Annotated in this window: 23 protein-coding genes; 8 read left to right on the top strand and 15 right to left on the bottom strand. The window is 62.4% G+C overall.

Annotated features, from left to right (window positions below; genetic code table 11):
* Positions 1-91 precede the first annotated feature (91 nt).
* Positions 92-706: a 3'-5' exonuclease gene (locus tag AC1D05_RS09435; RefSeq protein WP_477440303.1), complete on the top strand. Its 615-nt coding sequence runs from the start codon at positions 92-94 to the stop codon at positions 704-706.
* Positions 707-743: 37 nt separating this feature from the next.
* On the opposite strand, the gene AC1D05_RS09430 is transcribed toward AC1D05_RS09435, so the two are convergent.
* Genes AC1D05_RS09430 through AC1D05_RS09415 form a run of 4 tightly spaced genes read right to left on the bottom strand, consistent with a single transcriptional unit; the run spans position 744 to position 4,820 of the window.
* Positions 744-1,394, bottom strand: coding sequence for an ABC-type transport auxiliary lipoprotein family protein (locus AC1D05_RS09430; RefSeq protein ID WP_258583545.1), 651 nt, complete (start codon positions 1,392-1,394; stop codon positions 744-746).
* 37 nt (positions 1,395-1,431) lie between these two features.
* Positions 1,432-2,805 carry an MlaD family protein gene (locus AC1D05_RS09425; protein WP_477440300.1) on the bottom strand — a complete coding sequence of 458 codons (1,374 nt, stop codon included), beginning with the start codon at positions 2,803-2,805 and terminating at the stop codon, positions 1,432-1,434.
* Positions 2,806-2,819: 14 nt separating this feature from the next.
* A complete protein-coding gene (locus tag AC1D05_RS09420; RefSeq protein WP_477440298.1) occupies positions 2,820-3,629 on the bottom strand; it encodes an ABC transporter ATP-binding protein in 810 nt (269 codons plus the stop codon).
* 3 nt (positions 3,630-3,632) lie between these two features.
* A complete protein-coding gene (locus AC1D05_RS09415) occupies positions 3,633-4,820 on the bottom strand; it encodes an ABC transporter permease (RefSeq protein ID WP_258583542.1) in 1,188 nt (395 codons plus the stop codon).
* A 76-nt stretch (positions 4,821-4,896) separates the two neighbouring features.
* Between AC1D05_RS09415 and dgcA the strand changes: the two genes are divergently transcribed.
* Positions 4,897-5,880: an N-acetyl-D-Glu racemase DgcA gene (gene dgcA, locus AC1D05_RS09410; RefSeq protein ID WP_477440297.1), complete on the top strand. Its 984-nt coding sequence runs from the start codon at positions 4,897-4,899 to the stop codon at positions 5,878-5,880.
* On the opposite strand, the gene AC1D05_RS09405 is transcribed toward dgcA, so the two are convergent.
* Both AC1D05_RS09405 and AC1D05_RS09400 read right to left on the bottom strand, forming a co-directional pair.
* On the bottom strand, positions 5,800-7,065 hold the full coding sequence (locus tag AC1D05_RS09405) for an MFS transporter (RefSeq protein WP_477440295.1): 1,266 nt from the start codon (positions 7,063-7,065) through the stop codon (positions 5,800-5,802). The two genes, dgcA and AC1D05_RS09405, sit on opposite strands and share 81 nt — an antisense overlap.
* A gap of 124 nt (positions 7,066-7,189) precedes the next feature.
* Entirely contained in the window at positions 7,190-8,005 is an 816-nt protein-coding gene (locus AC1D05_RS09400; RefSeq protein WP_477440294.1) for a UDP-2,3-diacylglucosamine diphosphatase, read from the bottom strand.
* Positions 8,006-8,124: 119 nt separating this feature from the next.
* Here AC1D05_RS09400 and AC1D05_RS09395 point away from each other — a divergent pair, with 119 nt between their 5' ends.
* From AC1D05_RS09395 to AC1D05_RS09385, 3 genes are all read left to right on the top strand, one after another.
* Positions 8,125-8,904: an SDR family oxidoreductase gene (locus AC1D05_RS09395; protein ID WP_477440292.1), complete on the top strand. Its 780-nt coding sequence runs from the start codon at positions 8,125-8,127 to the stop codon at positions 8,902-8,904.
* A 176-nt stretch (positions 8,905-9,080) separates the two neighbouring features.
* Positions 9,081-11,423 carry an NADP-dependent malic enzyme gene (locus AC1D05_RS09390; RefSeq protein ID WP_477440290.1) on the top strand — a complete coding sequence of 781 codons (2,343 nt, stop codon included), beginning with the start codon at positions 9,081-9,083 and terminating at the stop codon, positions 11,421-11,423.
* A 57-nt stretch (positions 11,424-11,480) separates the two neighbouring features.
* Positions 11,481-12,686, top strand: a complete 1,206-nt coding sequence (locus AC1D05_RS09385; protein ID WP_477440288.1) for a DUF2865 domain-containing protein — start codon at positions 11,481-11,483, stop codon at positions 12,684-12,686.
* Here AC1D05_RS09385 and gltX read toward each other — a convergent pair.
* The 5 genes from gltX to AC1D05_RS09360 all read right to left on the bottom strand — a co-directional run bounded on the left by gltX (position 12,604) and on the right by AC1D05_RS09360 (position 20,435).
* On the bottom strand, positions 12,604-13,977 hold the full coding sequence (gene gltX, locus AC1D05_RS09380; protein WP_477440286.1) for a glutamate--tRNA ligase: 1,374 nt from the start codon (positions 13,975-13,977) through the stop codon (positions 12,604-12,606). The two genes, AC1D05_RS09385 and gltX, sit on opposite strands and share 83 nt — an antisense overlap.
* 245 nt (positions 13,978-14,222) lie before the next feature.
* Positions 14,223-15,404 (bottom strand): hypothetical protein, encoded by a 1,182-nt coding sequence (locus AC1D05_RS09375; protein WP_477440284.1) that lies wholly within the window; start codon positions 15,402-15,404, stop codon positions 14,223-14,225.
* 363 nt (positions 15,405-15,767) lie between these two features.
* The gene (locus AC1D05_RS09370) at positions 15,768-17,573 is read right to left on the bottom strand and encodes an ABC transporter ATP-binding protein (RefSeq protein ID WP_477440282.1); all 1,806 of its coding nucleotides are present in this window, start codon (positions 17,571-17,573) and stop codon (positions 15,768-15,770) included.
* A gap of 378 nt (positions 17,574-17,951) precedes the next feature.
* A complete protein-coding gene (locus AC1D05_RS09365; protein ID WP_477440280.1) occupies positions 17,952-19,628 on the bottom strand; it encodes an NAD+ synthase in 1,677 nt (558 codons plus the stop codon).
* Between the two features lie 90 nt (positions 19,629-19,718).
* On the bottom strand, positions 19,719-20,435 hold the full coding sequence (locus AC1D05_RS09360) for a DNA-3-methyladenine glycosylase I (protein WP_477440278.1): 717 nt from the start codon (positions 20,433-20,435) through the stop codon (positions 19,719-19,721).
* A gap of 95 nt (positions 20,436-20,530) precedes the next feature.
* On the opposite strand from AC1D05_RS09360, the gene AC1D05_RS09355 reads away from it, so the two are divergent.
* Positions 20,531-21,094 carry a DUF1003 domain-containing protein gene (locus AC1D05_RS09355; RefSeq protein WP_477440276.1) on the top strand — a complete coding sequence of 188 codons (564 nt, stop codon included), beginning with the start codon at positions 20,531-20,533 and terminating at the stop codon, positions 21,092-21,094.
* The gene (locus tag AC1D05_RS09350) at positions 21,091-21,678 is read left to right on the top strand and encodes a DedA family protein (RefSeq protein ID WP_477440274.1); all 588 of its coding nucleotides are present in this window, start codon (positions 21,091-21,093) and stop codon (positions 21,676-21,678) included. Before AC1D05_RS09355 ends, AC1D05_RS09350 begins: the two co-directional genes overlap by 4 nt.
* A 3-nt stretch (positions 21,679-21,681) precedes the next feature.
* On the opposite strand, the gene AC1D05_RS09345 is transcribed toward AC1D05_RS09350, so the two are convergent.
* The 3 genes from AC1D05_RS09345 to AC1D05_RS09335 all read right to left on the bottom strand — a co-directional run bounded on the left by AC1D05_RS09345 (position 21,682) and on the right by AC1D05_RS09335 (position 23,164).
* Positions 21,682-22,269, bottom strand: a complete 588-nt coding sequence (locus tag AC1D05_RS09345) for a hemerythrin domain-containing protein (protein WP_477440272.1) — start codon at positions 22,267-22,269, stop codon at positions 21,682-21,684.
* A gap of 40 nt (positions 22,270-22,309) precedes the next feature.
* Positions 22,310-22,669, bottom strand: a complete 360-nt coding sequence (locus AC1D05_RS09340; protein WP_027029167.1) for a diacylglycerol kinase — start codon at positions 22,667-22,669, stop codon at positions 22,310-22,312.
* A gap of 78 nt (positions 22,670-22,747) precedes the next feature.
* Positions 22,748-23,164 (bottom strand): GFA family protein, encoded by a 417-nt coding sequence (locus AC1D05_RS09335; protein WP_477440577.1) that lies wholly within the window; start codon positions 23,162-23,164, stop codon positions 22,748-22,750.
* 414 nt (positions 23,165-23,578) lie between these two features.
* On the opposite strand from AC1D05_RS09335, the gene AC1D05_RS09330 reads away from it, so the two are divergent.
* Positions 23,579-24,649 carry a diguanylate cyclase domain-containing protein gene (locus tag AC1D05_RS09330; RefSeq protein ID WP_477440270.1) on the top strand — a complete coding sequence of 357 codons (1,071 nt, stop codon included), beginning with the start codon at positions 23,579-23,581 and terminating at the stop codon, positions 24,647-24,649.
* A 110-nt stretch (positions 24,650-24,759) separates the two neighbouring features.
* Here AC1D05_RS09330 and AC1D05_RS09325 read toward each other — a convergent pair whose 3' ends face one another.
* Complete coding sequence (locus tag AC1D05_RS09325; RefSeq protein WP_477440268.1) at positions 24,760-26,133, bottom strand: class II 3-deoxy-7-phosphoheptulonate synthase; 1,374 nt, start codon at positions 26,131-26,133, stop codon at positions 24,760-24,762.
* Positions 26,134-26,187 lie beyond the last annotated feature (54 nt).

The following is a 26,187-nucleotide window of genomic DNA, read 5'->3' as shown; positions in this document are numbered from 1 at the left end:
TCCTCTGCACACTGAAACTTTCCCACATCGGCCGGACGCGTTCGAGAAGCGAACCCGCTGGCCAAACCCTCGATAAAAAAGGGTGCCGACCGTGAAGACGGCGATCATATTCGACTGCGAGTTTCTCTGCCTTGAGGGCTCGCAACGCCGATTCTGGTGCGCGGCCCACGATCCCGACCCGGTCATCGCGCAGATCGGCGCGGTGAGGCTTGGGCTTGAAGACGACTTTCCGCTGCTCGCTACACACAAGGCCTATGTCAGGCCGATCGACCGGTTTGGCCGGAGATACGCACTCGACCCGTTCTTCACCAAACTGACCGGCATCACCGAAGACGATATCGAGACCGAGGGGGTCGCGCTGGGAGATGCCCTTGCCGACGTCGATCGTTTTTCCGGCGGGGCGCGGTTCTGGTCCTGGGGCAAGGACGAGCTGAACATGATCGCCGTCAGTTGCTATGTCGCCGGCATTCAGCCTTCCATCCCGGCCACTCGGTTCGACAATGCCGTAAAGCTGCTGATCGCGGCCGGCATGCCGATCGAGGATTTGGCGAGGACGCCGAGCAACAAGCTTGCGGAGTATTATGGCGTCGAACACCCACCGTTGCAGGGCCATGACGCACTCGACGACGCGCTATCCGTAACCTACACCCTGCAGCACCTGATGAAGACTGGAAAGCTGCGGCCTGATGTCTTCGACCGCTTGTAGCTTGAAAGAGCCTGGCGGGATTCAGTGCGCCCGGCGCTCAGATCACCGAATCGGTCCAACGCACGATCTGCTTGGCTGCATCGCCGAAAGCGCTGTCGAGCGCGCTGACATAGGCAGGGTTGCCACTGCCCGAAACAGGCGCGGAAGCCGTAAAGCTCTTGGATGCGCGCACCTCGCCGTTGCGGTCGTTGAGGATGCGTACGAACAGGTCGACCTCGGCGTGTTCGCCGCCTTCGACGCGCACCTCGAAGGACCGTATCTCGACGATCACCTGGTAATCGATCGCCAGGCCCTCGCCCGGCTTGCCGACACCGGCAAAGCTGCCCGAGCGCTGGAAGGTCTCGGCCAGCCGCGCCTGCACGATCAGCGGCAGACGGTCGGCCCATTGCGCACCCTTCAGATACTGGATCGAGCGGTCGGAAGGCTTGATGACGATGTTCTGGCTGTCCAGCGCCTTGAGCGCCGAAGGCTGGGCGATCAGGATTTGCTTGCGGCTGTGGCCATGGGCATCGACCGACGGCGCCGAAAGCTCGAATGTGTCGAGCGGCGCAGGCTTGCCGCCCAGTACCGCACAGCCGGCAAGCGATAGCGCAAGCAGCGCCGCAGCCGGTGTCAACCCACCCGTTCTCACCCACACCGACTTCACGCGCGATCCCCGTTGTCCCCGGATCGTAAGATCAACCCGCATCCGCAACTCATGTTCTTGGGGCGCGCCGATGCCGAAGTCAACGCCGCGCCCTGCCGTCGAATTGCCGAACCTCGCCGTCGCCACCCGAAAGAATGCGTTGCGGATTGCGGCTGAGATCCGTGACCGCCTCCTCGATGCGGCTGATCGAGCGGCGGCTGTCCTGTACGAGCGCCTCGACGTTCGACAGCCCCTGGCCCGAGAAGCGCGCCAGATTGTCGGTGATGACGCCAAGCCGCGCATTCAACGTATCGGCGACCTGCTTGAACGACTTCAGCGTATCCCGGGCGTCGGCCATCACGCCGTCGGCCTGTCCCGACCCAAGCAAGGTATCGACCTTGGCGAGGATGCCGTCGACTCGCACCGAGGCGTCGTTGAGCCGCTGCGCCAGTTGCTTGGCGTCCTTGATCGTCTGGTCGATATCGTCGGCGCGGTTGGCGAACTTGTTGGTCACGACCGCGATGTCGGCGGCGGCCTTGTCGGCGCTTTCACTCGCCTTCTGGATGTTGGCGAGAGCTGTGCGCACCTGCGCCGGGTCGATGCCGTCGAGCACGCCGTCCACCTTGGCCAGCGTGCCTTGCGTGTGCTTGGCGAAATCATTGACGGATCCGACCGCGGTGTCGACGTTCTTGATCACGCCGTCGAGCTGCTGCGATGTTTCCTTGAGATTCGCGGTCACAGTGTCGACATTGGCAACGATGCTCTTGATCTTGTCCTTGTCGACAGCATTGAGAATCCCTTCGGCGGCCTTCAGCGTGCCGTCCAGCTTGCCGGAAACGCCTTTCAGCTCATCGGACAGCGCACTGACGGCGGACAGGAACTTGTCGATGCCATCGGCATTCTTGGCAAGTGCATCGGAGAATGTCTGCGCGTTCTGGACGGTCTGCGTCAGCGGCCCGCGAACATCCTTGGTGAAGCCTTCGAGCTCCGAAAGCACCTTGTCGGCACGAGTGAAGATGTTCTGCGCCGTCTGCAGCAGGTTGGTCACGGCCGAGGGGTTGGCGACGATCTCGGCAACCTTGCCTTCCTTCTCGGCCTGGTCGAGAAGCTTGACTTCCTTGGGATCGGCACCCTTGAGTTCGATATTGGCTTGGCCGGTGAGGTTGGCAAGGCCGAGATCGGCCTGCGTCGACTTGGTGATCGGTGTCAGCCGGTCGACTTCGGTGTCGGCGATGGCGACCGTCGGATTGTCGAGGTCGAGATAGACGCGTTTGACCACACCGACCTTGACGCCGTTGAACAGCACCAGACTGCCTGGGCCGAGGCCGGAAGCCGAACCTGGAATACGCACGCGCAGCAGCGTGGTCTCGCCCCTGTCGCCGATCGCGGCAGTCCAATAGACGAAAGCGAACGCCGCCAGGATCGCAACCAGCGTGAAAATGCCGACAATGACGTAGTTGGCTCTGGTTTCCATGGCTTCACTTATGGCTATGCACGTGCGGCAAGATCAAGTTGCCGGGCGCGTTTTCCGCGGAAATAGGATTTCACCCACGGTTCCTCGCTCTTCAGCATGTCGTCGATAGTGCCCTCGACCAATACTCTCTTCTTGCCGAGCACCGCCACATGGTCGCAAGCAGTAAACAGCGTATCAAGGTCATGCGTGACCATATAGACGGTCAAATCCATGGTGTCGCGCAGCTTGACGACGAGTTCGTCGAATTCGGCCGCACTGATAGGATCGAGGCCGGACGTCGGCTCGTCGAGAAAGACGATGTCAGGGTCGAGCGCAAGCGCGCGTGCCAGTGCGGCGCGCTTGATCATGCCGCCGGAAAGTTCGGAGGGAAATTTCTGCGCCGCGTCCGGCGGCAGCCCGACCAACTCGATCTTGAGCAGCGCCAGCTCGTCCATCAGCTTTTTCGGCAGGTCGAGATATTCGCGCATCGGCACCTGCACGTTTTCCTGCACGGTCAGAGCCGAAAACAGCGCGCCATGCTGGAACAGCACACCAAGCCGCATGTCGACGCGAAGACGTTCCATGTCGCTCGCTTTATCGACATCAACGCCGAACAACTTGATCGTTCCGGATTGCTTGCGCAGCAGGCCAAGGATGGTGCGCAAAAGCACCGATTTGCCAGCGCCCGAGGCGCCGACAAAGCCTAGAATCTCGCCGCGTCTGATATCGAGCGAAAGTTTGTCGAGGATCAGCTTTCCGTCGATAGCAACGGTGACGTCACGCACCGAAAGAACGATTTCGCTGTCGTCCACGTCCTTCATTTTGATGCCATTGCCCTGCGCCATCTGTCAGAACGCGATCGCTGCGTAGAAGATAGCGAAAAGCCCATCCAGGATGATGACGACGAAGATCGACTTCACCACCGAGGCGGTCACGTGCTGCCCCAGCGATTCGGCGCTGCCGCCGACCTTCATGCCTTCGACCGAGGCGATCGTGCCGATGATCATGGCCATGAAAGGCGCCTTGATCAGGCCGGCAAAGATGGTGCTGAGGTCGATGGCGATGCGCAGCCGGTCAATAAACGCCGCTGGTGTAATGCCTGAATAAAGCCAGGCGGCGGCCATACCGCCGCCAAGCGCCGCGAAATTGGCGATGATGGTCAGGCAAGGCAGCGCGATGACAAGCGCAACCAGCCGTGGAAACACCAGAACGCCGATCGGGTTGAGGCCGATAACCTTCAGCGCGTCGACCTCCTCGCGCATCTTCATCGAGCCGATCTCGGCGGTGATCGCGCTACCGGAGCGGCCGGCGATCATGATTGCCGTCATCAGCACACCGAGTTCGCGCAGGATCAGCACGCCGACCAGATCGACGACAAGGAGGTCGGCACCGAAATAGCTGAGCTGGTAGGCGCCCTGCTGGGCAACGATGGCGCCGACAATCGCCGACATCAGCACCACCACAGGAATGGCGCCGACGCCCATGCGATCGATCTGGTTGAAGATCGCCGCCGGGTTGACGGCATGGCCGCGGCCGAGCTTCATTTGCGCACCACGGATGGTGGCGCCCAAAATATTCATCGAAGCGAGGAAATCATCGCGCATCTCATAGACGCGCCGGCCAACCGCCTCCAGGGCGCGAATGACGATGTTGGGCGGCCGCGCCGGTGCGGATTCGGGCTCGCGCCGGACAGCCTCGCTCACCGCATCGAGCAGGATGGAAGCGATCTCGCTTTGGCCTTGCAGCCGGACCTCGACGTTCTTCTTCTCGAAGGCGCTGACCAGCCGGTCGATCAGCCACGCGCCGGCGGTATCGATCTTCTCGATTTTCGAAAGATCAAGCGCCAAGGTCTTGAAACCGCTTCGTTTCTCGATTTTGCGCATGTCGGCGTCGATCAGCGCTACGGTCCGTGTCGTCCAGATTCCGGAGAACGCGCAGCCGAGAACGCCGCCCTCCTCGCCGACCGCCACGTGTGGTTGGTGGTCAGCCTCCGAGGCGGTCGTACCGCTTGCGTCGCGCTTGCCGATGGTCAACATGGCGTCCTGTTTAGCCTGACGGGTCTGACCTGTCGATTTGCCGACCACGCTTGTCGCATAGCCGGAGCAGAAAAATATGGCGCGTGTCATTTCGGTTGAGGCCGAGCGTTTTCCCATCGCCGGCACCTTCACCATTTCGCGCGGCTCCAAGACCGAGGCCGAAATCATCACCTGCACGATCGGCGAAAACGGGCATGTCGGTCGCGGCGAATGCGTTCCCTACAAGCGCTATGGCGAGACCATGGACGGCGTGCACGCCGCGATCGAGGCAATGCGCGACCGGATCGCCGGCGGCATCGACCGGACCGCCCTGCTCGACGCAATGCCGGCGGGAGCCGCCCGCAACGCCGTCGATTGTGCGCTGTGGGACCTCGAAGCCAAGATCAGCGGCAACCCGGTGGCGAACGCAATCTGGCCGGCCCCGCTGCGTCGGCTCGAAACCGCCTACACACTGTCGCTCGGTGAACCCGAGGCGATGGCTGCACAAGCCCGTGCCAATGCGGGCCGGCCACTGCTGAAGGTCAAGATCGGCGGCGACAACGACATCGCCCGGATCCAGGCGGTGAGGCAGGCCGCGCCTCGGAGCCGAATCATCCTTGATGCCAATGAGGGCTGGACCGACGACAACATCGTCGCAAACCTCGCTTTCGCCGCGGAGCAAGGCATTGCGCTCATCGAACAGCCGCTGCCGGCAGGCCACGACGAAGTCCTGCGCCGCATTGCGCATCCGGTGCCGATCTGCGCCGACGAAAGCGTGCATGAGACGAAAGACCTCGATTCACTGGTCGGCCTCTATGACGCCGTCAACATTAAGCTCGACAAGTCGGGTGGCCTCACGGAGGCGCTCAGGCTCCGGGAGCGCGCCTGGGAATTGGACTTTGGCGTGATGGTCGGCTGCATGGTCGGCACGTCGCTCGCCATGGCGCCTGCGGTGCTTCTGGCGCAAGGCGCCGATTTCGTCGACCTTGACGGTCCGCTGCTACTTGCCCGCGACCGTGTGCCCGGCCTCGTCTACCAGGGTTCGCTCGTCTCCCCCCCGGACCGGGCGCTTTGGGGCTGAGCGCGCGGCAAGCCCGATCAGCACGAGGCCGACGATCGCGATCGGGATCATCACCAGGAAACCATCGACGCCGAGACGGTCATAGAGCGGGCCGGAAGCCAGCGTAACGGCGGCCATGAAGAAGCCGTTGAAGAAATAGGCGATGCCTTGCGCGGCACCCGTGCGCTCTTCGGAGACGGTCTCAGCGATCATTCTCTGCAGGCCTATGAGCACCATTGCGACAGACACCGAATGCAGCGACTGCACGGCGAAGAAGCCGGGGATGCCAAGGCCGAGCGGCCATACCAGTGGAAAGAGGATCCAGCGCACGATCGACCCGATGCCGGCGATCACCATCACCCTGACGACGGACACGGAGGCGAAAATGCGATTGAAAAACAAGAACATGCAGACTTCGGACACCACGCCCCATGCCCATAGAAGGCCGACGACGGAATCGCCGATGCCGATCGATTTCCAGTAGATGGAAACGAAACCGTAGAGGAAGGCGTGACTGGCGGTGATGATGCCGACGCCAAAGGTGAAATAGAGAAAATAGGCGTTGAACAGGCTCGGCGCCGCGTGCTGGATTTCCGCCGCCGACAGCGGCGAGGCTTTTCGCGGCCTCCCCATGCGCGGCGCCAGCAGCCCTGCGACGAGTGCCGCGCCAAGGGCAAGGAATATGATCACCGGCACGGCCTGGGGACCGGTAGCCGCCAGGATGAAGCCGCCCGCCACATTGGCGCAGAGATAGCAGATCGACCCCCACTTGCGCATGCTTGCGTAGTTCGAGCCGAAGCGACGCACACCCGAAAGCGCCAGCGAATCGGCGATCGGCGATTGTGGCGTCCAGACAATGGTCAGCGCCAGCGACACCGCCAGCACCATCGCGTAGGTCGGGGTGAGGAAATAACCCGCCGAGAGCAACAGCGAGGCTGCCACCAGCGCGACATAGACATTGGCGCGGTCCCTCGCCCGATCGGCGAGCGTCGTCAGCAGCGGTGTCGCCACCACGCGCAGGAACATCGGCGCCGCCAGGATGACCGCGATCTGCTCGGCGTGAAACCCCTTGGCCTGCAGCCAGAGCGGGAAATAGGGCAGATGCGTGCCGAGCGATATGAACAACGTGCCGAAGATCAGACTCATGCGCAGTTCGAAATGGCGCGGCTTGACGAGCTGTTCTGGCGAAAGCGGCGGCAGGGACATGAATCGATCCAATTACGCCGCGTACGATCGGTCGGCGATGGTGATCGATCCCTTAACATGGCGGAAAACCAGACGAAACCGGCTGGACCAATCGATCAACGCTAAAAACGTCGCTACCTTCGCGTCAGGCCGCCTCCCCCACGCGATCTTCGATGAGCATGGGGATGAAAGGCTCGTCCAGCGATTCCGGCAGCACCTGCGCCCAGGTCAGGATTTCCATCCGGCCATCGAAATGCTCGACCACGGCCGTGCAGCTTTCCACCCAGTCGCCTGTATTGATGTACTGGACATCGCCGAAGTTCTCGATGGCGGCATGGTGGATATGGCCGCAGATGATGCCGTCGACATGCGAGCGGCGCGCTTCTTCCGCAAGCATGGTCTGGAACGAGCCGATGAAGTTCACTGCTTTCTTGACGTTGACCTTGGCCCAGGACGAAAACGACCAGTAAGGCAAGCCGAGCAATTGGCGCAGCCGCGTCACCACGCGATTGACGATCATCGCGGCGTCATAGGCGTGGTCGCCGAGATAGGCGAGCCAGCGCGCGTTATGGACGACGGTGTCGAACTGGTCGCCATGGATGACGAGCAGGCGCTTGCCGTCGGCCGTCTCATGGATGGCGCGGTCGGCGACAACGATGCCACCGAAATGCACGCCCTGGAACTGGCGGGCGAATTCGTCGTGGTTGCCGGCGATATAGGTGATGTTGGCGCCCTTGCGCGCCTTGCGCAGCAATTTCTGCACGACGTCATTGTGACTTTGCGGCCAGTGCCAGCTCCGCCGGAGCCGCCAGCCATCGACGATATCACCGACCAGATAGATGATGTCCGCGTCGTGATAGCGCAGGAAATCGATCAGGAACTCGGCCTTGGCCGCCTTCGAGCCGAGATGGACGTCGGAAATGAACATGCTGCGGAAAGTGCGGGGCTCTTGGCCAGACATCGCGATTTCACCCTTGCTTTCGCGCAGGCTATGCCCCGATTCATGCAACAACCGTATGACGGTTGCGATTGGTCCAGCCTAAGGACTAGCTTGCCGGGCAAATCACAGGAGAAATCGTCATGGATCTCGGTATCAGCGGGAAGAAAGCCATCGTCTGCGCTTCGAGCAAGGGTCTTGGAAAAGGCTGCGCGATGGCGCTGGCCGAGGCCGGTTGCGATATCGTCGTCAACGGCCGCAACGCCGAGCTGGTGGCGAAAACCGCCGCGGAGCTGCGCGCGCGTTATGGCGTGACGGTAACGGCAGTCGTCGGCGACGTTTCGAAGCCCGAGGTGCAGAAGGCGCTGCTTGCGGCCTGTCCCGAACCCGACATCCTGGTCAACAACAATGGCGGTCCGCCGCTGCGCGATTTCCGCGAACTCGACCGTGCCAAGATCCTTGAAGGCGTCACCCAGAACATGGTGACGCCGATCGAACTGGTGCAGGCCGTACTCGACGGCATGGCCAAGCGCGGCTTCGGCCGCATCGTCAACATCACCTCTCTGTCGGTTTATGTCCCCATTCCCGGTCTCGATCTGTCGTCGGGCGCGCGCGCCGGCCTGACTTCGTTCCTGGCCGGCGTGGCGCGAACGGTGATCGACCGCAACGTCACCATCAACAGTCTCTTGCCGGGCAAGCTCGACACCGACCGTCTGCGCGGCCCGCATGAGGCCGGCACCGTCGAGGACCCCACTGCGGCTGCGGCGCGCAAGACCCGCATCAGTGCCGATGTGCCGGCCAAGCGGCTCGGTACGCCGGAGGAATTCGGCCAGATCTGCGCCTTCCTCTGCTCGGTCCATGCCGGCTACCTGACGGGGCAGAACATCCCAGTCGACGGCGGTCTCTACGTCAGCGCCTTCTGATTGAAAGGTCGGCGAAACGGCCGGACTCATGTAGCATGAAACAGCCGTAAGCATCTGACATCTAGCGATTTTCAACGCGCCGTCGTTTAAAGCTGCCGGCGCGTCAATTAGCGTCGCGAAAAACCTTGGTCGCATGCTAAAAGGTCTCTCGACACAGGTTTCGAGGGAGCGGCCGCATGGAAGGCGAGAACAAGAAAACGGCACGTTCGGACCTCGACGAAGCCGCCCTTTACTTCCACAAGCACCCGACGCCAGGAAAGCTCGAGATCCAGGCGACCAAGCCGCTCGGCAACCAGCGTGACCTGGCGCTGGCCTATTCGCCCGGCGTGGCGGCCCCTTGCTTGGAGATTCGCGACAATCCGGCAACCGCCGCCGATTACACGGCGCGCGCCAACCTGGTCGGTGTCGTCTCCAACGGCTCGGCCGTGCTTGGTCTCGGCAATATCGGCCCGCTGGCCTCCAAGCCGGTCATGGAAGGCAAGGCGGTGCTGTTCAAGAAGTTCGCCGGCATCGACGTCTTCGACATCGAGATCGACGCACCTGGCATCGAACGCATGGTCGAGACGATCTCGGCGCTGGAGCCGACCTTCGGCGGCATCAACCTCGAGGACATCAAGGCGCCTGAGTGTTTCGAGGTCGAGGAACAGCTCAAGGCGCGTATGAAGATACCGGTGTTCCACGACGACCAGCATGGCACCGCCATCATCGTCGCCGCCGCCGTGCTCAACGGTCTGGAATTCGCCGGCAAGACCATTTCGGACATCAAGGTCGTCACATCCGGCGCCGGTGCGGCCGCTCTTGCCTGCCTCAACCTTCTGGTCTCGCTTGGTGTACGCGTCGAAAACATCTGGGTCACCGACCGCTTCGGCGTCGCCTACAAGGGCCGTGTAGACGAGATGGATCGCTGGAAAGACCCCTATGTCAAGGACACCGAGGCGCGCACGCTGGCCGATGTCATCCCCGGCGCCGACGTCTTCCTCGGCCTTTCGGCCGCGGGCGTGCTGAAGCCGGAACTGCTGCAGCACATGGCGCCGAAACCATTGATCCTGGCACTGGCCAACCCCAATCCGGAGATCATGCCGGAAGAGGCGCGCGCGGCGCGTCCCGATGCCATGATCTGCACCGGCCGGTCCGATTTTCCCAATCAGGTCAACAATGTCCTGTGCTTCCCCTACATCTTCCGCGGCGCCCTTGATTGTGGTGCCAGCGCCATCAACGAAGAGATGAAGATGGCCGCCGTGCGGGCCATTGCCGCCCTCGCCCGCGAAGAGCCATCGGACGTCGCCGCGCGCGCCTATTCGGGCGAGACGCCGATCTTCGGACCCGAATTCCTGATCCCCTCGCCCTTCGATCCCAGGCTGATCCTGCGCATCGCGCCGGCCGTTGCCAAGGCAGCCTGCGACACCGGTGTGGCGACGCGGCCGATCACCGACTTCGCCGCCTATATCGACAAGCTCAACCGTTTCGTCTTCCGCTCCGGCCTGGTGATGAAGCCGGTGTTCTCGTCCGCTAAGGCATCGAGCGCCAAGCGCGTCATCTACGCCGATGGCGAGGATGAGCGCGTGCTGCGCGCCGCCCAGGTGGTGCTCGAGGAAGGCATTGCCCAGCCGATCCTGATCGGCCGCCCGCATGTCATCGAGGTCAGGCTGAAGCGCTATGGCTTGCGCATCAAGCCGGGCGTCGATTTCGGTCTGATCAACCCGGAGGACGATCCGCGCTACCGCCACTATGTCGACCTGCTGATCGAACTCGCCGGCCGGCGCGGCGTGACGACCGAAGCCGCGCGCACGATGGTGCGCACCGACAACACGGTGATCGCGGCACTTGCCCTGAAGCGCGGCGATGCCGACGCCATGGTCTGCGGCCTCGAAGGACGCTTCGAGCGGCATCTGCGGAATGTGACCCTTATCATTGGCCCTCGCGCGGGCATCAAGGACCACGACCTGTCGACGCTTTCCATGCTGATCTCGCAACGCGGCATCATCTTCCTGACCGACACGCACGTCTCCGTCGACCCGACGGCCGAGGAAATCGCCGAGATGACCGTGCTGGCGGCCGAGGAAATCCAGCGCTTCGGCATCGAGCCGAAGGCAGCCCTTTTGTCGCATTCGGATTTCGGGTCGCGCGATTCGCCAAGCGCATTGAAGATGCGGCAGGCGGCGGCGATCCTGGCGCGCATCGCGCCGGACCTGCAGTGCGACGGCGAAATGCATGCCGATTCCGCGCTGTCAGAGCATCTGCGCCAGCGCGTCTACCCGCATTCGCGCCTGAAGGGCGAAGCCAATTTGCTGGTGTTCCCGAACCTCGATTCGGCCAACATCACGCTGACGGCGCTGCGCGCCATGATGGATGCGCTGCATGTCGGGCCGATCCTGCTCGGCACCGACATGCCGGCGCACATACTGACGCCCTCGGTCACCTCGCGCGGTGTCGTCAACATGACGGCGCTGGCCGTGGTCGAGGCCGCGCACAAGGCGCAGGCGGTGGTCGATCTGGGCGGAACACAGGTTTCGCAGTAAACTGCGGTTAACCGCGGACACGGTAGCCTCGCGGACGAACAGGCGGGATTGAGGCGGATGACAAGCGCAGGGTTGAAGCGGGCGCATGCTGCCATGCTGCTTGGCCTCCTGCTGTCCGGCGCCACCATCACCGGGTCCGAGGCTGCCTCGCGGGTCTGCCGTCAGTTGGAGGCCGATCTTGCCGCGGCTTCGCGCGGCGGTGGCGGTGGCCCGGCGATGGTCCGGAAATACGATGCCGCGATCGACCGGCAACGCGAACAGATCTCTAAGGCCCGCGACCAGGCAAGCAACTCCGGTTGCGGGTTTTCGCTGTTTTCCCGCAACATCAATCGATGCGCAGGCCTCAACGCCACCATCGACCGCATGAACGCCAATCTGGATAGTCTGCAGGCCAAGCGCGCCCAACTCGCCGGTGGCGGATCACGTCGCGACCGTGGCCGCATCCTGGCCGCGCTCGATGCCAATGGCTGCCGCGACGACACGGTTGCGCCACGCCGCGCACCGCTGCAGGAAGCAGACCGTGGCGAAGACGACGGCAACGCAAACCTGTTCGATCAGCTTTTCGGTAACGACAGCCAGCCGAGCGACACGCTTGACCAGCCGGAGGATCCCGGCGAGGAACGCAATGTCCGCCGCGTCGTGAACCTGCCCGGCATTCCGGACTTTCCGAGCACCGGCGGCGAGTTCCACACCAGCTGCGTGCGCACCTGCGACGGCTATTTCTTCCCGATGTCGAACGCAGCCTCGGTCGGCGACTTCGAGCGCGATCAGAAGAATTGCGAATCGAGCTGCCCCGGCACCGAGATGCAGGTCTTCTATTCGCGCGGCATGGACGACGACTCGGCCGCGATGACGTCATCGGTCACCGGCAAGCCTTATAGCGAATTGCCGACCGCCTATCTCTACAAGCAATCCAACATGTCACGGCCGCCGGCCTGCGGCTGCAACGCCGCGCAGAACTTCCAGATCATTGGCGGCAATCCGCCAAACCCACAACAGTCGCAGCCGGAAACGGACGCAGCACCGTTGGTTCCCGTGCCGGCCTCGAAGCCCGATCCGAGCGCCGATCCGGAAACGCTGGCCAACAGGGAAGGCGGGCTCGACCGCGAGGCCATCAAGCGGCTTTCCGCCAAGCCGGTGACGTCGCCCGTGTCCGCCTTGCCGCCGGAACAGCGCAAGGTCAGGGTCGTCGGGCCAACGTTCCTTCCCGACCCATCAGCGGCAATAAATCTGCAAGCTCCGGCCCCGAAGGCAGTCCAGTAAGCGCGAGCCTCAGCGGCATGAACAGCCCCTTGCCCTTGCGCCCGGTCGCTTCCCTGATCTTGCCGGTCCAGTCCTTCCAGACCGTCCCGTTCCAAGGCTCCTCCGGCAGCAGATCGAACGCCTGTCCGAGGAACTCGCGATCATCATCGGAGAACTCCGGTCTGTCCTGCGGCCCCTCGCGCAGGATACGCCACCAGCCCACCGCATCGGCAAGCCGGTCGAGATTGCCGCGCACCGCCAGCCAGAACGGCTCGGCCTGTTCGCCGGAGACGCCCTGCACCATCAGCCTGTCCCGTGCCTCGTCGAACGGAACATGGTGCAGCAGCACGCGGTTGAGCACGAAAAGCTCGTCCGGATCGAACTTGGCCGATGATTTCGAGGTCGCGGCGGGGTCGAAATGGCCGGCGAGTTCGGTCAAATCATGCGCGGCCGCGACATTCTCCGAGGTGCCGACCAGCACGGCCAGCGAAGCGACGGCCATCGGCTCGATGCCATCCTCGCGCAGGCTTTCGATGGAGAGCGCGCCGGTGCGCTTCGACAGCCCCTCGCCCGAGACGGTGGTCAAAAGATTGTGGTGGCCGAAGACCGGCGGCTCGGCTCCCAGCGCCTTGAACAGGGCGATCTGCACGCCGGTGTTGGTGACGTGGTCGTCACCACGGATGACGTGGCTGACGCCCATCTCGATGTCATCGACGACGGACGGCAGCGTGTAGAGATAGGTGCCGTCCTCGCGCACCAGGACAGGGTCGGAGAGCGAAGCGAGATCGACCGTTTCCTCGCCGCGCACCAGATCGGTCCAATGGACCTCGGTGCGCTCCGGCTGCTGCGCATCCCCAGTGAAATTGGGCAGCAGGAAGCGCCAGTGTGGCCGGCGCCCGTCAGCCTGGTATTCGGCGACCTGCTCTCGCGTCAGCGCCAGCGCCTCGCGGCCATAGACCGGTGGCAGGCCGCGCGTACGGCGCACTTTTCGCCGGAGATCGAGTTCCTCCGGGGTTTCGTAGCAGGCGTATAGAACGCCCGCCGCCTTCAGCCGCTCGACCGCCGCGTCATAGACCTCGAAGCGCCGCGACTGATACTCGGTGGCGTCGGGAAAAATGCCCAGCCAATGCAGGTCGTAGAGGATGGCATCGGCGAATTCCTGCTTCGAGCGGGCGATGTCGGTGTCATCGAAGCGCTGGATGAAGCGGCCCTTGTTGTTGAGCGCAAACAGCCAGTTGAACAGAGCGGTGCGCGCATTGCCGATATGGATGCGGCCGGTCGGTGACGGGGCGAAACGAACGGTAACTGTCATGAACGGGGCGTACCGGATGCTTTTCTAATTGACAAGACGCGCCCCCGCGCCGGTCGGCACACATAGAACATGACGCGGACAATGAAAAGACTTAAGCAATTCCAGGAAAAGTGTGAAACGGTTTTCCGTCCGGAATTGCGTTAAAACAAACAGTTAGAGCGGTTCGCCGTTTTCGTGAAACGGTGAACTGCTCTAAGGGCCAAGCGACGTGCATGGACCTTGTCAGATCAGATCGTCGAAGGCGATCAGCGGCCGAAATCATCCGAACTGAGGCGGGTCCAGCGGTCGCCCATCAACCCACCGATGAAGATGTCGCCGGAGCGGACCGCTTGCGTTACCTCGGGGATGCGCGAGCGCACCATCGTCCCCCCGGCATAGCGGAAGAAAACATTCTTGTAGCTGAAGAGCTGCGGCATGAATCTGGTCTGCGTCTGCCCGATGATGCCCGCGCAGCCCATATTCCACGCGTCCGCGATGAGGCTGTCCAGCGTCGCGCCCCAGTGAGATCCGGAGGCCTGGATTTGCAACAGGTTCGCGATGCCGCCAGCTTGACCGTAGAAAGCGTAGCAGCCGAGCATTTTACCAGCCTCGTCGTAGGTCCCACCGAAATGAAGGGGGCCGTCGGCCCGCTTCTCGGCCGCCAGTGCGAGCAGCCGTGGCAGCTCGCCATCCTGCCAACGCGGCCGAAGCGCGTAATCGGACGTAAGCGTCGGCAACCGCTCCGCAAATTGCGCGGCATCCATCGGCTCGCGATGGGCCCGGTGTGACGAGGAATGCTGGACGGGCGGCTCGAACCTTTTTTTCGTAAAGGGATCGAATACCTTGGCGCAAGGATCGAATACGAAACGGGACAGGCCCGGCCATTTACCGCGCACCACGGCGGCGGCCACCGCGGCCGGGCGGAAAATGCGTGTCCATCCCAGACAATGCGCCGGCAGGAGCTGGTATTTCATCGGACGTGCGAAGGCCAGAGATACCCGGTTGGCCGAATCGGTCAGATACAGATCGAATTCGCCTTGATGCAGGGCACGCAGCAATTGCGGTCCGGCCGAGCCGTGATCGGTGCCGGGGTCGGCCATCAGTGGACCGATGATCGCCGCATTCAATGTCGCGCCGTTGAGCTCGTAGCGAGCTTTCAGGACACCGAGGAAGCCACCCAGATCGCCGTGCGGGTTGATCTGGACAAGAGCGTGGCTCGCGCCGGGCTGGCCGGCAGGGTCAAGATAGATCTTTCTCATATACTCGGCCGTCTCCACGATCGCACGGTCGAGGAGGTGACGCCGCCGCCGGCGAAACTTCGTCAGGAAGAGTGCGGCGACGCGCTCGAGGTCCTCGGCAGCAAGCGGCCGAACCGAGCCGTGGGGAGACTCCTGCACCGCCGGCGCAGCCACCTTTTCCACACCGGTATTTTCAGAAACAAGATGCATCGTGGAGCCTATGGAGGTCGTCTGCCGCAGGGCGAAATCCTGCGCTGAATCAATCGGATCCCAGCATCTGCATCGACCATCCCTGGGTTGCTCGGAGTAAAATGTATATCAATCAATGGCTGAAACAACGTATCTCGCTCGGTATCGTAAACAGGCGTCTCGAGATTCAGGATCCGGAAAAGAATTCGATACCGCTTGGCATCACGGATTTGCTCGGCAGGCGAACGCGAGCGGCAGGGATTTCGAACATCTCACACCCCGCCGATGCCCTCGCATCTGCTCGGCTCCGCCCTGTGATTGCCGTACCCTGCTCCAGCAGCCTGCCCGGCTGGCCTCCGGCCGAAACCGGAGGCCACCTGGAGCTCAGATGACCAGCCCTTTGGTCAGCTCGAGCGCCTGACGCTCGAACAGGCGGCGGTAGATGCCGCCCTTCAGCCGGATCAGCTCGTCATGCGAGCCTTCCTCGACGATGTTGCCGCGATCGAAGACCAACAGCCTGTCGAGCGCCCGCACCGTCGACAGTCGGTGTGCGATGACCAGCGTGGTGCGGCCGACCATCAGCCGTTCCATCGCCTGCTGGATCAGCACCTCCGATTCCGAATCGAGGCTCGATGTCGCCTCGTCCAGGATCAGGATGCGCGCATCGGCCAGGAAAGCGCGCGCGATCGCCACGCGCTGCCGCTCGCCGCCCGACAGTTTCACACCGCGCTCGCCGACCAGCGTGCCATAACCCTTCGGCAGGCTGGTGATGAAGTCGTGCGCGCTTGCCAGCTTCGCAGCATGCTCGATCTCCTCCTGCGTCGCGGCCGGCCTGGCATAGGCGATGTTCTCGGCCAGTGACCGGTGGAACAGGATCGGCTCCTGCTGGACGATGGCGATCTGCCCGCGCAGCGACGCTTGCGCGACCTGCGCGATGTCCTGGCCATCAATCAGGATCTTGCCCGCATTCACGTCGTAGAGGCGCTGGATGAGCTTGACGAAAGTCGTCTTGCCCGAGCCGGAGTGACCGACGAGCCCGACCCGCTCCCCCGGTGCGATATCGACCGAAAAGTCGCGATAGAGCGGCGAACGGTGATTGCCGTAATGGAAGGTGACGTTGTCGAAGCTGATGGCCCCTTGCGTGATCCGGCTCGGCTTGGCGCCGGGCCGGTCCTCGATACCGAGCGGTTCGGACTGGAAATCGACCAGTTCCTCCATGTCGTTGATCGAACGCTGCAAATTGCGGATATGCGTGCCGATATCGCGCAAATAGCCTTGCAGCACGAAGAACGAGGTCAGCACGAAGGCGACGTCGCCGGCGCTCGCCTGCCCCCACGACCACAGCATCAGCGCCAAGCCGATGACCGCGGCGCGCATGACCAGCAACAGCGCCCCTTGCGTGGTGCCGTTGATGGTGCCGCGCACCCAGGTGCGCCGCGTGCGCGCCCGCCATTTGGCGACCACCCTGGCAAGGCGGCCCTCCTCGCGCTCCTCGGCGCCAAAGCCCTTGACCACGGCGTTGCAGCTCACCGCATCGGCGAGCGAACCGCCAAGGCGCGTGTCCCAGGTGTTGGCGAGCCTTGCCGCCGGCGCGACATAGCCAAGCGACAGCATCGCCGTCACCATGATGAACAGCACTGAACCGGCGGCAACGACCACACCCATCAGCGGCCAGAACCAGCCAAGCAGCAGCGTCGAGCCGACGAGCATGACGACCGACGGCAGCAGCGCGATCAGGATGGTGTCGTTGAGCAGGTCGAGCGCCCACATGCCGCGCGTCACCTTGCGCACGGTCGAGCCGGCAAACGAGTTGGCGTGCCAGTCGGTGGAAAAGCGCTGGACGCGATGGAAGGCATCGGCGGCGATGTCGGCCATCATCTTCAGCGTCAGCTCGACGATGCCCATGAAGGCAAGGTTGCGCAACACGAGGCCGGTCAGGGCCAGCGCCATAAGGATGAAGAACGCCGACATCGCGGCATTCCAGGCAATGGCGTCCGCGCCGACGCTGCTGGCGACGGCATCGACCAGCCGGCCGGAATAGAGCGGCGTCAGGACGTCGGCGAGCGTCGACAGCAGGAAACCACCCATGATCAGCGAAAGCCGCCAGGGCTGGCGCCGCCAATGGATGAGCGTGAAACCAAGAACGCTGCGAAAGGCGCTTGCGCGCAAATCGATCTTGAAACGAGCCATGATGTCATTCGGGCGCAAACGAGCCCGATCCCAGTAAGGTCGAAAATTGAAGAAGCCACGCAAGGGGCGAATGGCTGCCCAGAAGCGGAGTGGCATATTTTGGCGTCACGCCCGTAATCGGGCGGCGACCGGCATCGGCATAAGCCTGTGCTCAAACCGGCTCCGATGCGAAGGATCGACCTTCGCGGAGCGCCGGCAGAGACCTAAGCTTCGCGGCCTCGCATTACCATTTCAAATACTGCCATTCGGACCTCCCGCAAATGAATCGCGGAACGGTCCTTATAGAGAGGGCCTGATGCGTCGCCAAGATAGGCCATACCCAAAAGCCTATCTGGTCCAAGTACTGAGGTTATTTTGCAACAAAGGGCGACCTGCGCTTTACCCGCGATCCCTGAAACGGTTGGTGATGGGATAGCGGCGGTCGCGGCCAAAGTTCTTCCGGGTGATCTTGACGCCCGGCGCCGCCTGCCGGCGCTTGTATTCGGCGATGTAGAGCAGATGCTCGATGCGCGTCACCGTGGCCCGGTCATGGCCGCGCGCGACGATGTCGTCGACGCCCATCTCGTTTTCGACCAGGCATTCGAGGATGTCGTCCAGCACTGGATAGGGCGGCAGCGAATCCTGGTCGGTCTGGTTCTCGCGCAGCTCGGCCGACGGCGCCTTGTCGATGATGTTCTTCGGGATGACCTCGCCCGAAGGCCCGAGCGCGCCCGGCGGCACATGGTTGTTGCGCCAGCGCGACAGCGCATAGACCTGCATCTTGTAGAGGTCTTTTATCGGATTGAAGCCGCCATTCATGTCGCCATAGAGCGTGGCGTAGCCGACCGACATCTCGCTCTTGTTGCCTGTCGTGACGACCATCGAGCCGAACTTGTTGGAGATCGCCATCAGGATGGTGCCGCGCGCACGGCTTTGCAGGTTTTCCTCGGTGATGCCTTCCTTGGTGCCCTCGAAAAGCTGGGTCAGCGCGTGCAGAAAACCTTCGACAGGCTCGAAGATCGGCACGATGTCATAGCGGCAGCCGAGCGCGCGGGCGCAGTCCTCGGCGTCCTTGAGCGAATCCTTCGAGGTGTAGCGATAGGGCATCATGACGGCGCGCAGCCGCTCCTCGCCGAGCGCGTCCACGGCAAGGGCAGCGCAAATCGCCGAATCGATACCACCGGACAGGCCGAGCACGACGTTCTTGAAGCCGTTCTTGTTGACGTAGTCGCGCAGGCCCAGCATGCAGGCGCGATAGTCGGCCTCTTCCCGCTCCGGGATTTTCGACATCGGCCCTTGCGAGCAGACCCAGCCGTCCTCCGTGCGTTTCCACGTCGTGACGTCGACCGCGTCCTCGAACTGGCTCATCTGGAAAGCCAGTGTCTTGTCGGCGCCGATGGCAAACGACGCACCGTCGAAGATCAGCTCGTCCTGGCCGCCAAGCTGGTTGGCGTAGATCATCGGCAGCCCGCATTCGATGACTTGCTTGATGACCACCTGATGGCGCACGTCGATCTTGGCGCGATAATAGGGCGAGCCGTTCGGCACCAGCAGGATTTCGGCGCCGCTCTCCGCCAGCGATTCGCAAATGCCGACATCGCCCCAGATGTCCTCGCAAATCGGAACTCCGATGCGCACGCCGCGGAAATTGACCGGGCCCTGGATCTCGAGCCCGGCCTGGAAGACGCGCTTTTCATCGAACTCGCCGTAGTTCGGCAGGTCGAGCTTGTAGCGCTCGGCGATGATCTTGCCGCCATCGGCGAAAATGATGGAATTGTGCGTACCGCTTTTGCGCTTCAACGGCGTGCCGATGATGACGCCCGGACCGCCATCCGACGTATCGGCGGCAAAGTCCTGCGCCGCCTTTTCGCAGGCTTTCAGGAAGGCCGGCTTCAGCACCAGATCCTCCGGCGGGTAACCGGCAAGGAAAAGCTCGGTGTAGAGCACGAGATCGGCGCCCTGGCGCGCGGCATCCGCCCTCGCCTCACGCGCCTTGGCAAGGTTGCCGGCGACATCGCCGACGGTCGGGTTGAGCTGGGCGATGGCGATGCGCAGGATGTCGAGCTTCTTGGTCATGCCTGCCGGTTTAGCGCGGCAAAATTCGCCGGGCAATGGCGTTCGTTTGGACCAATTCGGACCGATATTATCCGTGAGTATGGTCGACGATCAGTCGTCGCCCATATACTCGCGCAACGACTGCGGCGAATGGTTCTCGCCGATCGACATCGCCAGGATGCGCGAGATGTGCCGGCGCGGCAGCCTCGTGTCCGCCACCCATTGATTGATCTGCGCCTGGATCTTGTCGAGGTCTTTCTTCGAGGTCGGGCTTTCGGCGATGTCGAGACCTGCATCGCGAAGGGCTGCCGCCATGTCGGCCGAAATCACAAAGGCATCCCAGCCCAGCCAGCGCAGGAAATACTGGCCGGTGTTGCCGCCCAGCCGACTGCCGTGCTTGCCGAGATAGGCCATCAGCCCGACTTGGTCGTCGGCTGGCCAGTTGGCGAGGAACTCGCCGAAGCCGCCATGCTCCTTGGAGACGCGTTCGACGAAGGCGGCGTTGTCGCGCACGGATCTGATTTTCTGCGGGTTGCGCACAATGCGCTGGTCGGAAGCCAGATCGTGCCAGAAATCGTCAGGCTGGAACAACAGCCGCTTCGGCTCGAAGCGCAGAAATGCTTCCTCGAAACCGGGCCATTTCTGCTCGATGACGCGCCAGACAAAACCGGCGGCGAAGACGCGCTCGGCCATGGTCGAGAGAATGCGGTCGTCGGTGATGTCAGCCACCGCTGCATTGTCGGGCGCCGGCCCCAGAAGGGACGAAAGCTCCGTCTCGCCGCCCTTGCGTTTGGCTGCACGGGCGCGGATTTTGGCGAAATCTGGCATTTTTGCTTCCATCTCCATGCCGCGCTTTTGAAGGTACGGCATCTTCCTATATGGAGACGAGACTGCCAAGCCGACGCTTTGGTGTGGAGACGTCCATGAACAAGACAGTGCCCGAACTGGCCAATCGATGGCTGAGGCGAAACCCAGAGAATTTGAGCGAGCTTGAGAGGCGGGTGCTGCAAAGCACTGTCGACCGCAAACCCATATCACAGGACATCAACGACAATCTGGCCGGCCTTCAGGGCGCGGGCGATCGCATCGCCGATGCCATCGCGCGTGTCGGTGGCTCGTGGACGTTCATCCTGTCATTCATCGCCTTCCTGATCCTGTGGATCGGTGCCAACTGGTGGCTGCTGGGGCAAAAGTCGTTCGACCCCTACCCCTTCATTTTCCTCAACCTGGTGCTGTCGATGATCGCTGCCCTGCAGGCGCCGGTGATCATGATGTCGCAGAACCGCCAGGCAGCGCGCGACCGCATCGACGCAGCCCATGACTATGAGGTCAACCTCAAGGCCGAAATCGAGATCATGGCGCTGCACGAAAAGCTGGACGAATTGCGCCACAGCCAGATCATCGGCATGCGCGACGAGATCGCGCAAATAGCCGAACAGCTGAAGCGGATCGACGAACGGCTCGCTCCCCAGACCCAGCCCTCATGACCGAAGCGATCCACCATTTCATCGAACAATACGGTCTGCTTGCCGTCTTCCTCGGCTGCGTGGCCGAGGGGGAAAGTGCCGCCATCCTCGGCGGCTTCTTCGCCCACCAGCATGTTTTCGTGCTGTGGCATGCCTTTGTCGCGGCAGCGCTCGGCGCCTTCGTCGGCGACACCTTCTTCTTCATCCTCGGCAGAAGTTTCGCCGATAACCGCCATGTCGTCAGGCTGCGCAGGCGACCTGGCTTCCGCCGCGCCTATCGCCTGCTCAACACCCATCCCAACATCTTCGTGCTGTCGAACCGCTATGTCTACGGCATGCGCCTGGTCGGCGGCATCGCGGCCGGCCTGTCGACCATAGCAGCACCCCGCTTCGTCATCCTCAACGCCATCTCATCGGTGATCTGGGCGGTGCTGTTCAGCTCAATCGGCTATGTTTTCGGGTTGGGCGCCGAGCATTTCGTCGGCCAGGCCTTGCTGCGCCACGAGCGGCTCCTGATCGGGCTTGGCATCGGCCTGACGGTGGCGATCCTTGCCTGGCTCATCGCCCGACACATTGCCAGGCGGGAGCGCGCCAAGGAGCTTTGACCGTTAGTCGATACCGAGCGCCTGATCACCTCGATCGAGGATCAGCGGGATGATCAGGTCTTCCTCATCGGCAAGATGCCGGGTCAGCATGGCGATCAGCCGGCTGTTTTCGTCGGCATAGGTATCCGCCGCGAAGCGCTGTTTGTCCTCGCTCTCCTGAAGCGTCTTGATGAAGGCATTGGCCGCCTCGGCATTGCGCTCCAATCCTTCATGGATGGTGTGGTGGTCGGTATCGAGAATCTCAAAACCGCGCTTCAGCCGCGCCTCTGCTTTGGCGAAGACCGGAAAATAATGATGATCCTCGACATTGTGGTGACCGTCGAGATTGCCGAGAAAATGGTTGAGGCGCGGCGCGAACCAGCGCGCAAAGTCAGGCGCCGTCAGCTTGCCCTCGCGATAGTCGCCAATACCGTTGGTCAGCATGCCGCCGAGTTCACGGAACATGTCGTGCCGCTGCAGCCACATGTTGGCGATACCGTGGATGTTGGCGTGGCCCTGCCATTCTTCACGCGGGTATTTTTCGACCAGCCAGCGCAAATCGTCCGGCAGGCCTTTGCGTTCGAGAAGCAGAAGATTCGTGGCTTCGGGCATGACGGTTTCCTTTAGTTACCGTCATATAAGAATGGCAACGCTAGATCGGTAGTCCGGTGATCCGCTCGATGAGCGCGATGCCCCAGACGCCGGCAACGATGACCACCGAGATCAGCACCGCCAGCGAACCGCAATCCTTGGCCAGCTGGATGTCGACATTGAACTCGCGGCTGAACGCATCGCAGGCCGCCTCGATGCCGGTGTTCAGCACCTCGACCATGATCAGCAGCAGCACCGCGCCGATCAGCAGGGCATAGCCACGCCACGACACCGAAACAAACCACCCGGCCGGCAAGGCGAGTGCGAGCAGCATCAGTTCCTGCTGGAATGCCTTCTCGCTGGCAGCCAGCTTGCGGAACGCCCGCACCGAATTGATAAAAGCATCGATCAGCCGCTGCATGCCCAAACCTCTTTCCGAATTACCGGCACGAGATAAAGCAACGGCACGATCAAGGGAATAAGGCGTCTCTTCCAAAATTCATTCAGCAACCGCTATCGAAGGCGTAGACTTTTCAAACTGCGGCAATCCGTCGTCGATCGAATAATAGTCGCCCTTGTCGCCGACGAAGATATGGCAGTCGCCCTTGAGACCGGTCGGCCTGTCGAACGATCCCGCCATGACCGAAATGTAGCCTTGATCCCTTGGCTTCCAGAAAAGCACTGACCCGCATGCCTTGCAGAAGCCGCGCCGGGCGAACGCGGACGCTTCATACCAGGTGATGCTTTCAGTGCCTTCGATCACGATGTCGGCGTCGGCAACGTTGGTCGCGGCATAGAAATGCCCACTCTGTTTCCTGCATTGCGAGCAATGGCAGTAGACGACCCCCCGCAGCGCTCCACTTGTCCGGAACCGGACCGCTCCGCAAAGGCATGATCCCTGGTGACTGTCGCTCATTTCGGCACCCCTTGAAGAAAGCTCGTCCAGCATCGTGGTCAGGATTCCAGCTTTGCGGTGGTTACGCGCAAGCAAACACGACATCGACTGGCGCTCGGAATTCGAAATTCAGTTTCATTTTCAGCAGCGCGCCGCGCGGATTTCGAATTCAAAGCCACTAACTGGCTGTTGTCCCGCGAGTTTGGCGCCAAAGTTTATGCTTCTACAGCCACAGGTAGAGAAAAACCTGTGGAAGTCGTGCGAATTAAGGAAACTTTAGCGTCGCCGCATTTATGGTCTCCGTAAGCGAAGGTCGCGGGTGGGGACGCGCCTCTTTGCAAGATGTTCTGGACTGTCGGGTCGCGCTCCCCAGGTCGGCGATCGATGGAACCCGCAAATTCTGTGCCGGGATCCGAGGGGAAGAGTGAACCAGACATGCAGCCGGCAGCCGCCCCAACCGACAAAAATACCGACATTGCGTCCGCCGTCGTCGCCACCATGCGTCAATTGGGCGTGCTCGGCCTGCCGCGCAACTACGAAATCTTCTACGAGGCATTGAGCGGCACCAATCGCGAGCTCAGCCTCGCCGTCCTTGCGCTGAACAGTCGGCCGACACAGGACGAGCTGGATAAGATCGGGCGCGCTTTCTTCGCCCAGAATCACGGTCCCAGCATCGTCGAGCATGCCCGAGACGTCATCGCCAGGGAGCTCGAGGAGGTTGCGTCGCTGTTGCGAAGCGAGCGCAGCCACATCGAGAAATACGGCAGGATCCTGGATGAAACATCGAGCGGCTTGAGCAATCGCAGCCTGCTCTCGCAGGACCTCCTGCAGAAGATCGCCAATGCCATGGCGGTTGCCACCAATTCGACCATCGATCACGGTCGACAGATCGCCTCGACGCTGAGTGACAAGACGGCTGAACTCGAGAGCGTCAAGTCGAAGCTCGAGGAATACAAGCGGTTGGCCGACACCGATCCCTTGACCCACATCTGGAACCGGCGCGCCTTCGACAAGCAAATCACCAGTATCTACACCAGCAACAAGGGTATCCTGTTCAACGCCCTGATCCTTGCCGACATCGATCGGTTCAAGGATATCAATGACCGCTACGGCCATCCTGTCGGCGACAAGATCATCCAGATCATCGCCGAGATTTTCCAGACCAGCATTCGCGGCGACATGTTCGTCGCCCGCACCGGCGGCGAGGAATTCGCGCTGATCATCGAGGGTGCCAGCGAAGACGCCACCTATGAGATCGCGGAGCGCATTCGCGCCCTGATCGAGCAGACGCCGTTCACCAGCAGCCAGACCGGCATGAATTATGGCACCGTGACGGTGTCGATGGGCATCTGCATGGCGTCCGAGGCCGAAGGGCCGGAAGACCTCTACACCAAGGCCGACCGGGCGCTCTACCGTTCGAAGGTCAGCGGCCGCAACCGTGTGACCAAGCATTCGACGATGGCCGGTCGCGCCGGCAAGAGCTGGCTGCTCTACAAGAAGGACTGATGGCTTTTGCCGATCGCGCCGGCTTAGGCGGGAGCGCAAACGATGAGCTGAAAAAGGAAAGGCGCCGGGTTTCCCAGGCGCCTTTTCTTTATCGGTCCAATTGGTTGGGATCAGCCGTTGACGGCCTGCTTGTGCTGCACCGGGTGGCTTTTCTTGAGCAGATCCGACACCAGGAAGGCCAGTTCGATCGCCTGGTCGGCATTGAGGCGCGGGTCGCAATGGGTGTGGTAGCGATCCTGCAGTTCCTCGGCGGTGATGGCACGCGCGCCACCGGTGCATTCGGTGACGTTCTTGCCGGTCATCTCGACATGGATGCCGCCCGGATGCGTACCTTCGGCGCGATGCACTTCGAAGAAGGTCTGCACCTCCTTCAGGATACGGTCGAACGGCCGCGTCTTGTAGCCGGCTGCCTCGATGGTGTTGCCATGCATCGGGTCCGACGACCAGACGACACTGCGGCCTTCCTTCTGCACCGCGCGCACCAGCTTCGGCAGGTGGTCGGCGACCTTGTCCGAACCAAAGCGGGCGATCAGCGTCAACCGGCCGGGCTCGTTCTCGGGATTGAGCAGGTCGATAAGCTCCAGCAGGCCGTCAGCGGTCAGCGACGGGCCGCATTTCAGGCCGAGTGGGTTCTTGATGCCGCGGCAATATTCGACATGGGCATGGTCGGGCTGGCGGGTGCGGTCACCGATCCAGATCATGTGGCCTGAGGTGGCGTACCAGTCACCAGAGGTCGAATCGACACGGGTCAGCGCCTCCTCATAGCCGAGCAGCAGCGCCTCATGGCTGGTGTAGAAATCGGTCTCGCGCAGCGCGTAGTTGGTCTCCGAGGTGATGCCGACGGCCTTCATGAAGTCCATCGTCTCGGTGATGCGGTTGGCCAGCGACTCGTATTTCTCGCCTTGCGGGCTGTCGGAGACGAAGCCGAGCATCCAGCGATGCACGTTCTCCAGGCTGGCGTAACCACCCTGCGCGAAGGCGCGCAGAAGGTTGAGCGTCGCCGCCGACTGGCGGTAAGCCATTTCCTGGCGGGCGGGATCGGGAATACGGGACTTCTGGTCGAATTCGATGCCGTTGATGATGTCGCCGCGATAGCTCGGCAGGGTCACCTCGCCCTTGGTCTCATTGTCGGACGAGCGCGGCTTGGCGAACTGGCCGGCAACGCGGCCGACCTTCACCACCGGCTGTGCGCCGGCAAAGGTCAGCACGACCGACATCTGCAGGAAGACGCGGAAGAAGTCGCGGATGTTGTCGGCGCCGTGCTCAGCAAAGCTCTCGGCGCAATCGCCGCCCTGGAGCAGGAAGGCGTCGCCGTTTGCGACAGCCGCCAGTTGCTTCTTCAGCTTGCGCGCCTCACCGGCAAAAACCAGCGGCGGAAAGGTGGCGAGCTGGGCTTCCGTGTTCTTGAGCGCGGCAAGGTCCGGATAGGCGGGAACCTGCTTGATCGGCTTTGCTCTCCACGAATTCGGCGACCATTTCGTCATCGCTGCACCCAACGCTCTTTCCGGCGAGTACCCTCACCCGCCATTTCCCGCCCC

The organism is Mesorhizobium sp. P2_E9 (genome assembly GCF_056403815.1).
Note: the sequence above shows the minus strand (reverse complement) of the source record. Positions and strands in the feature narration are given on the sequence as shown.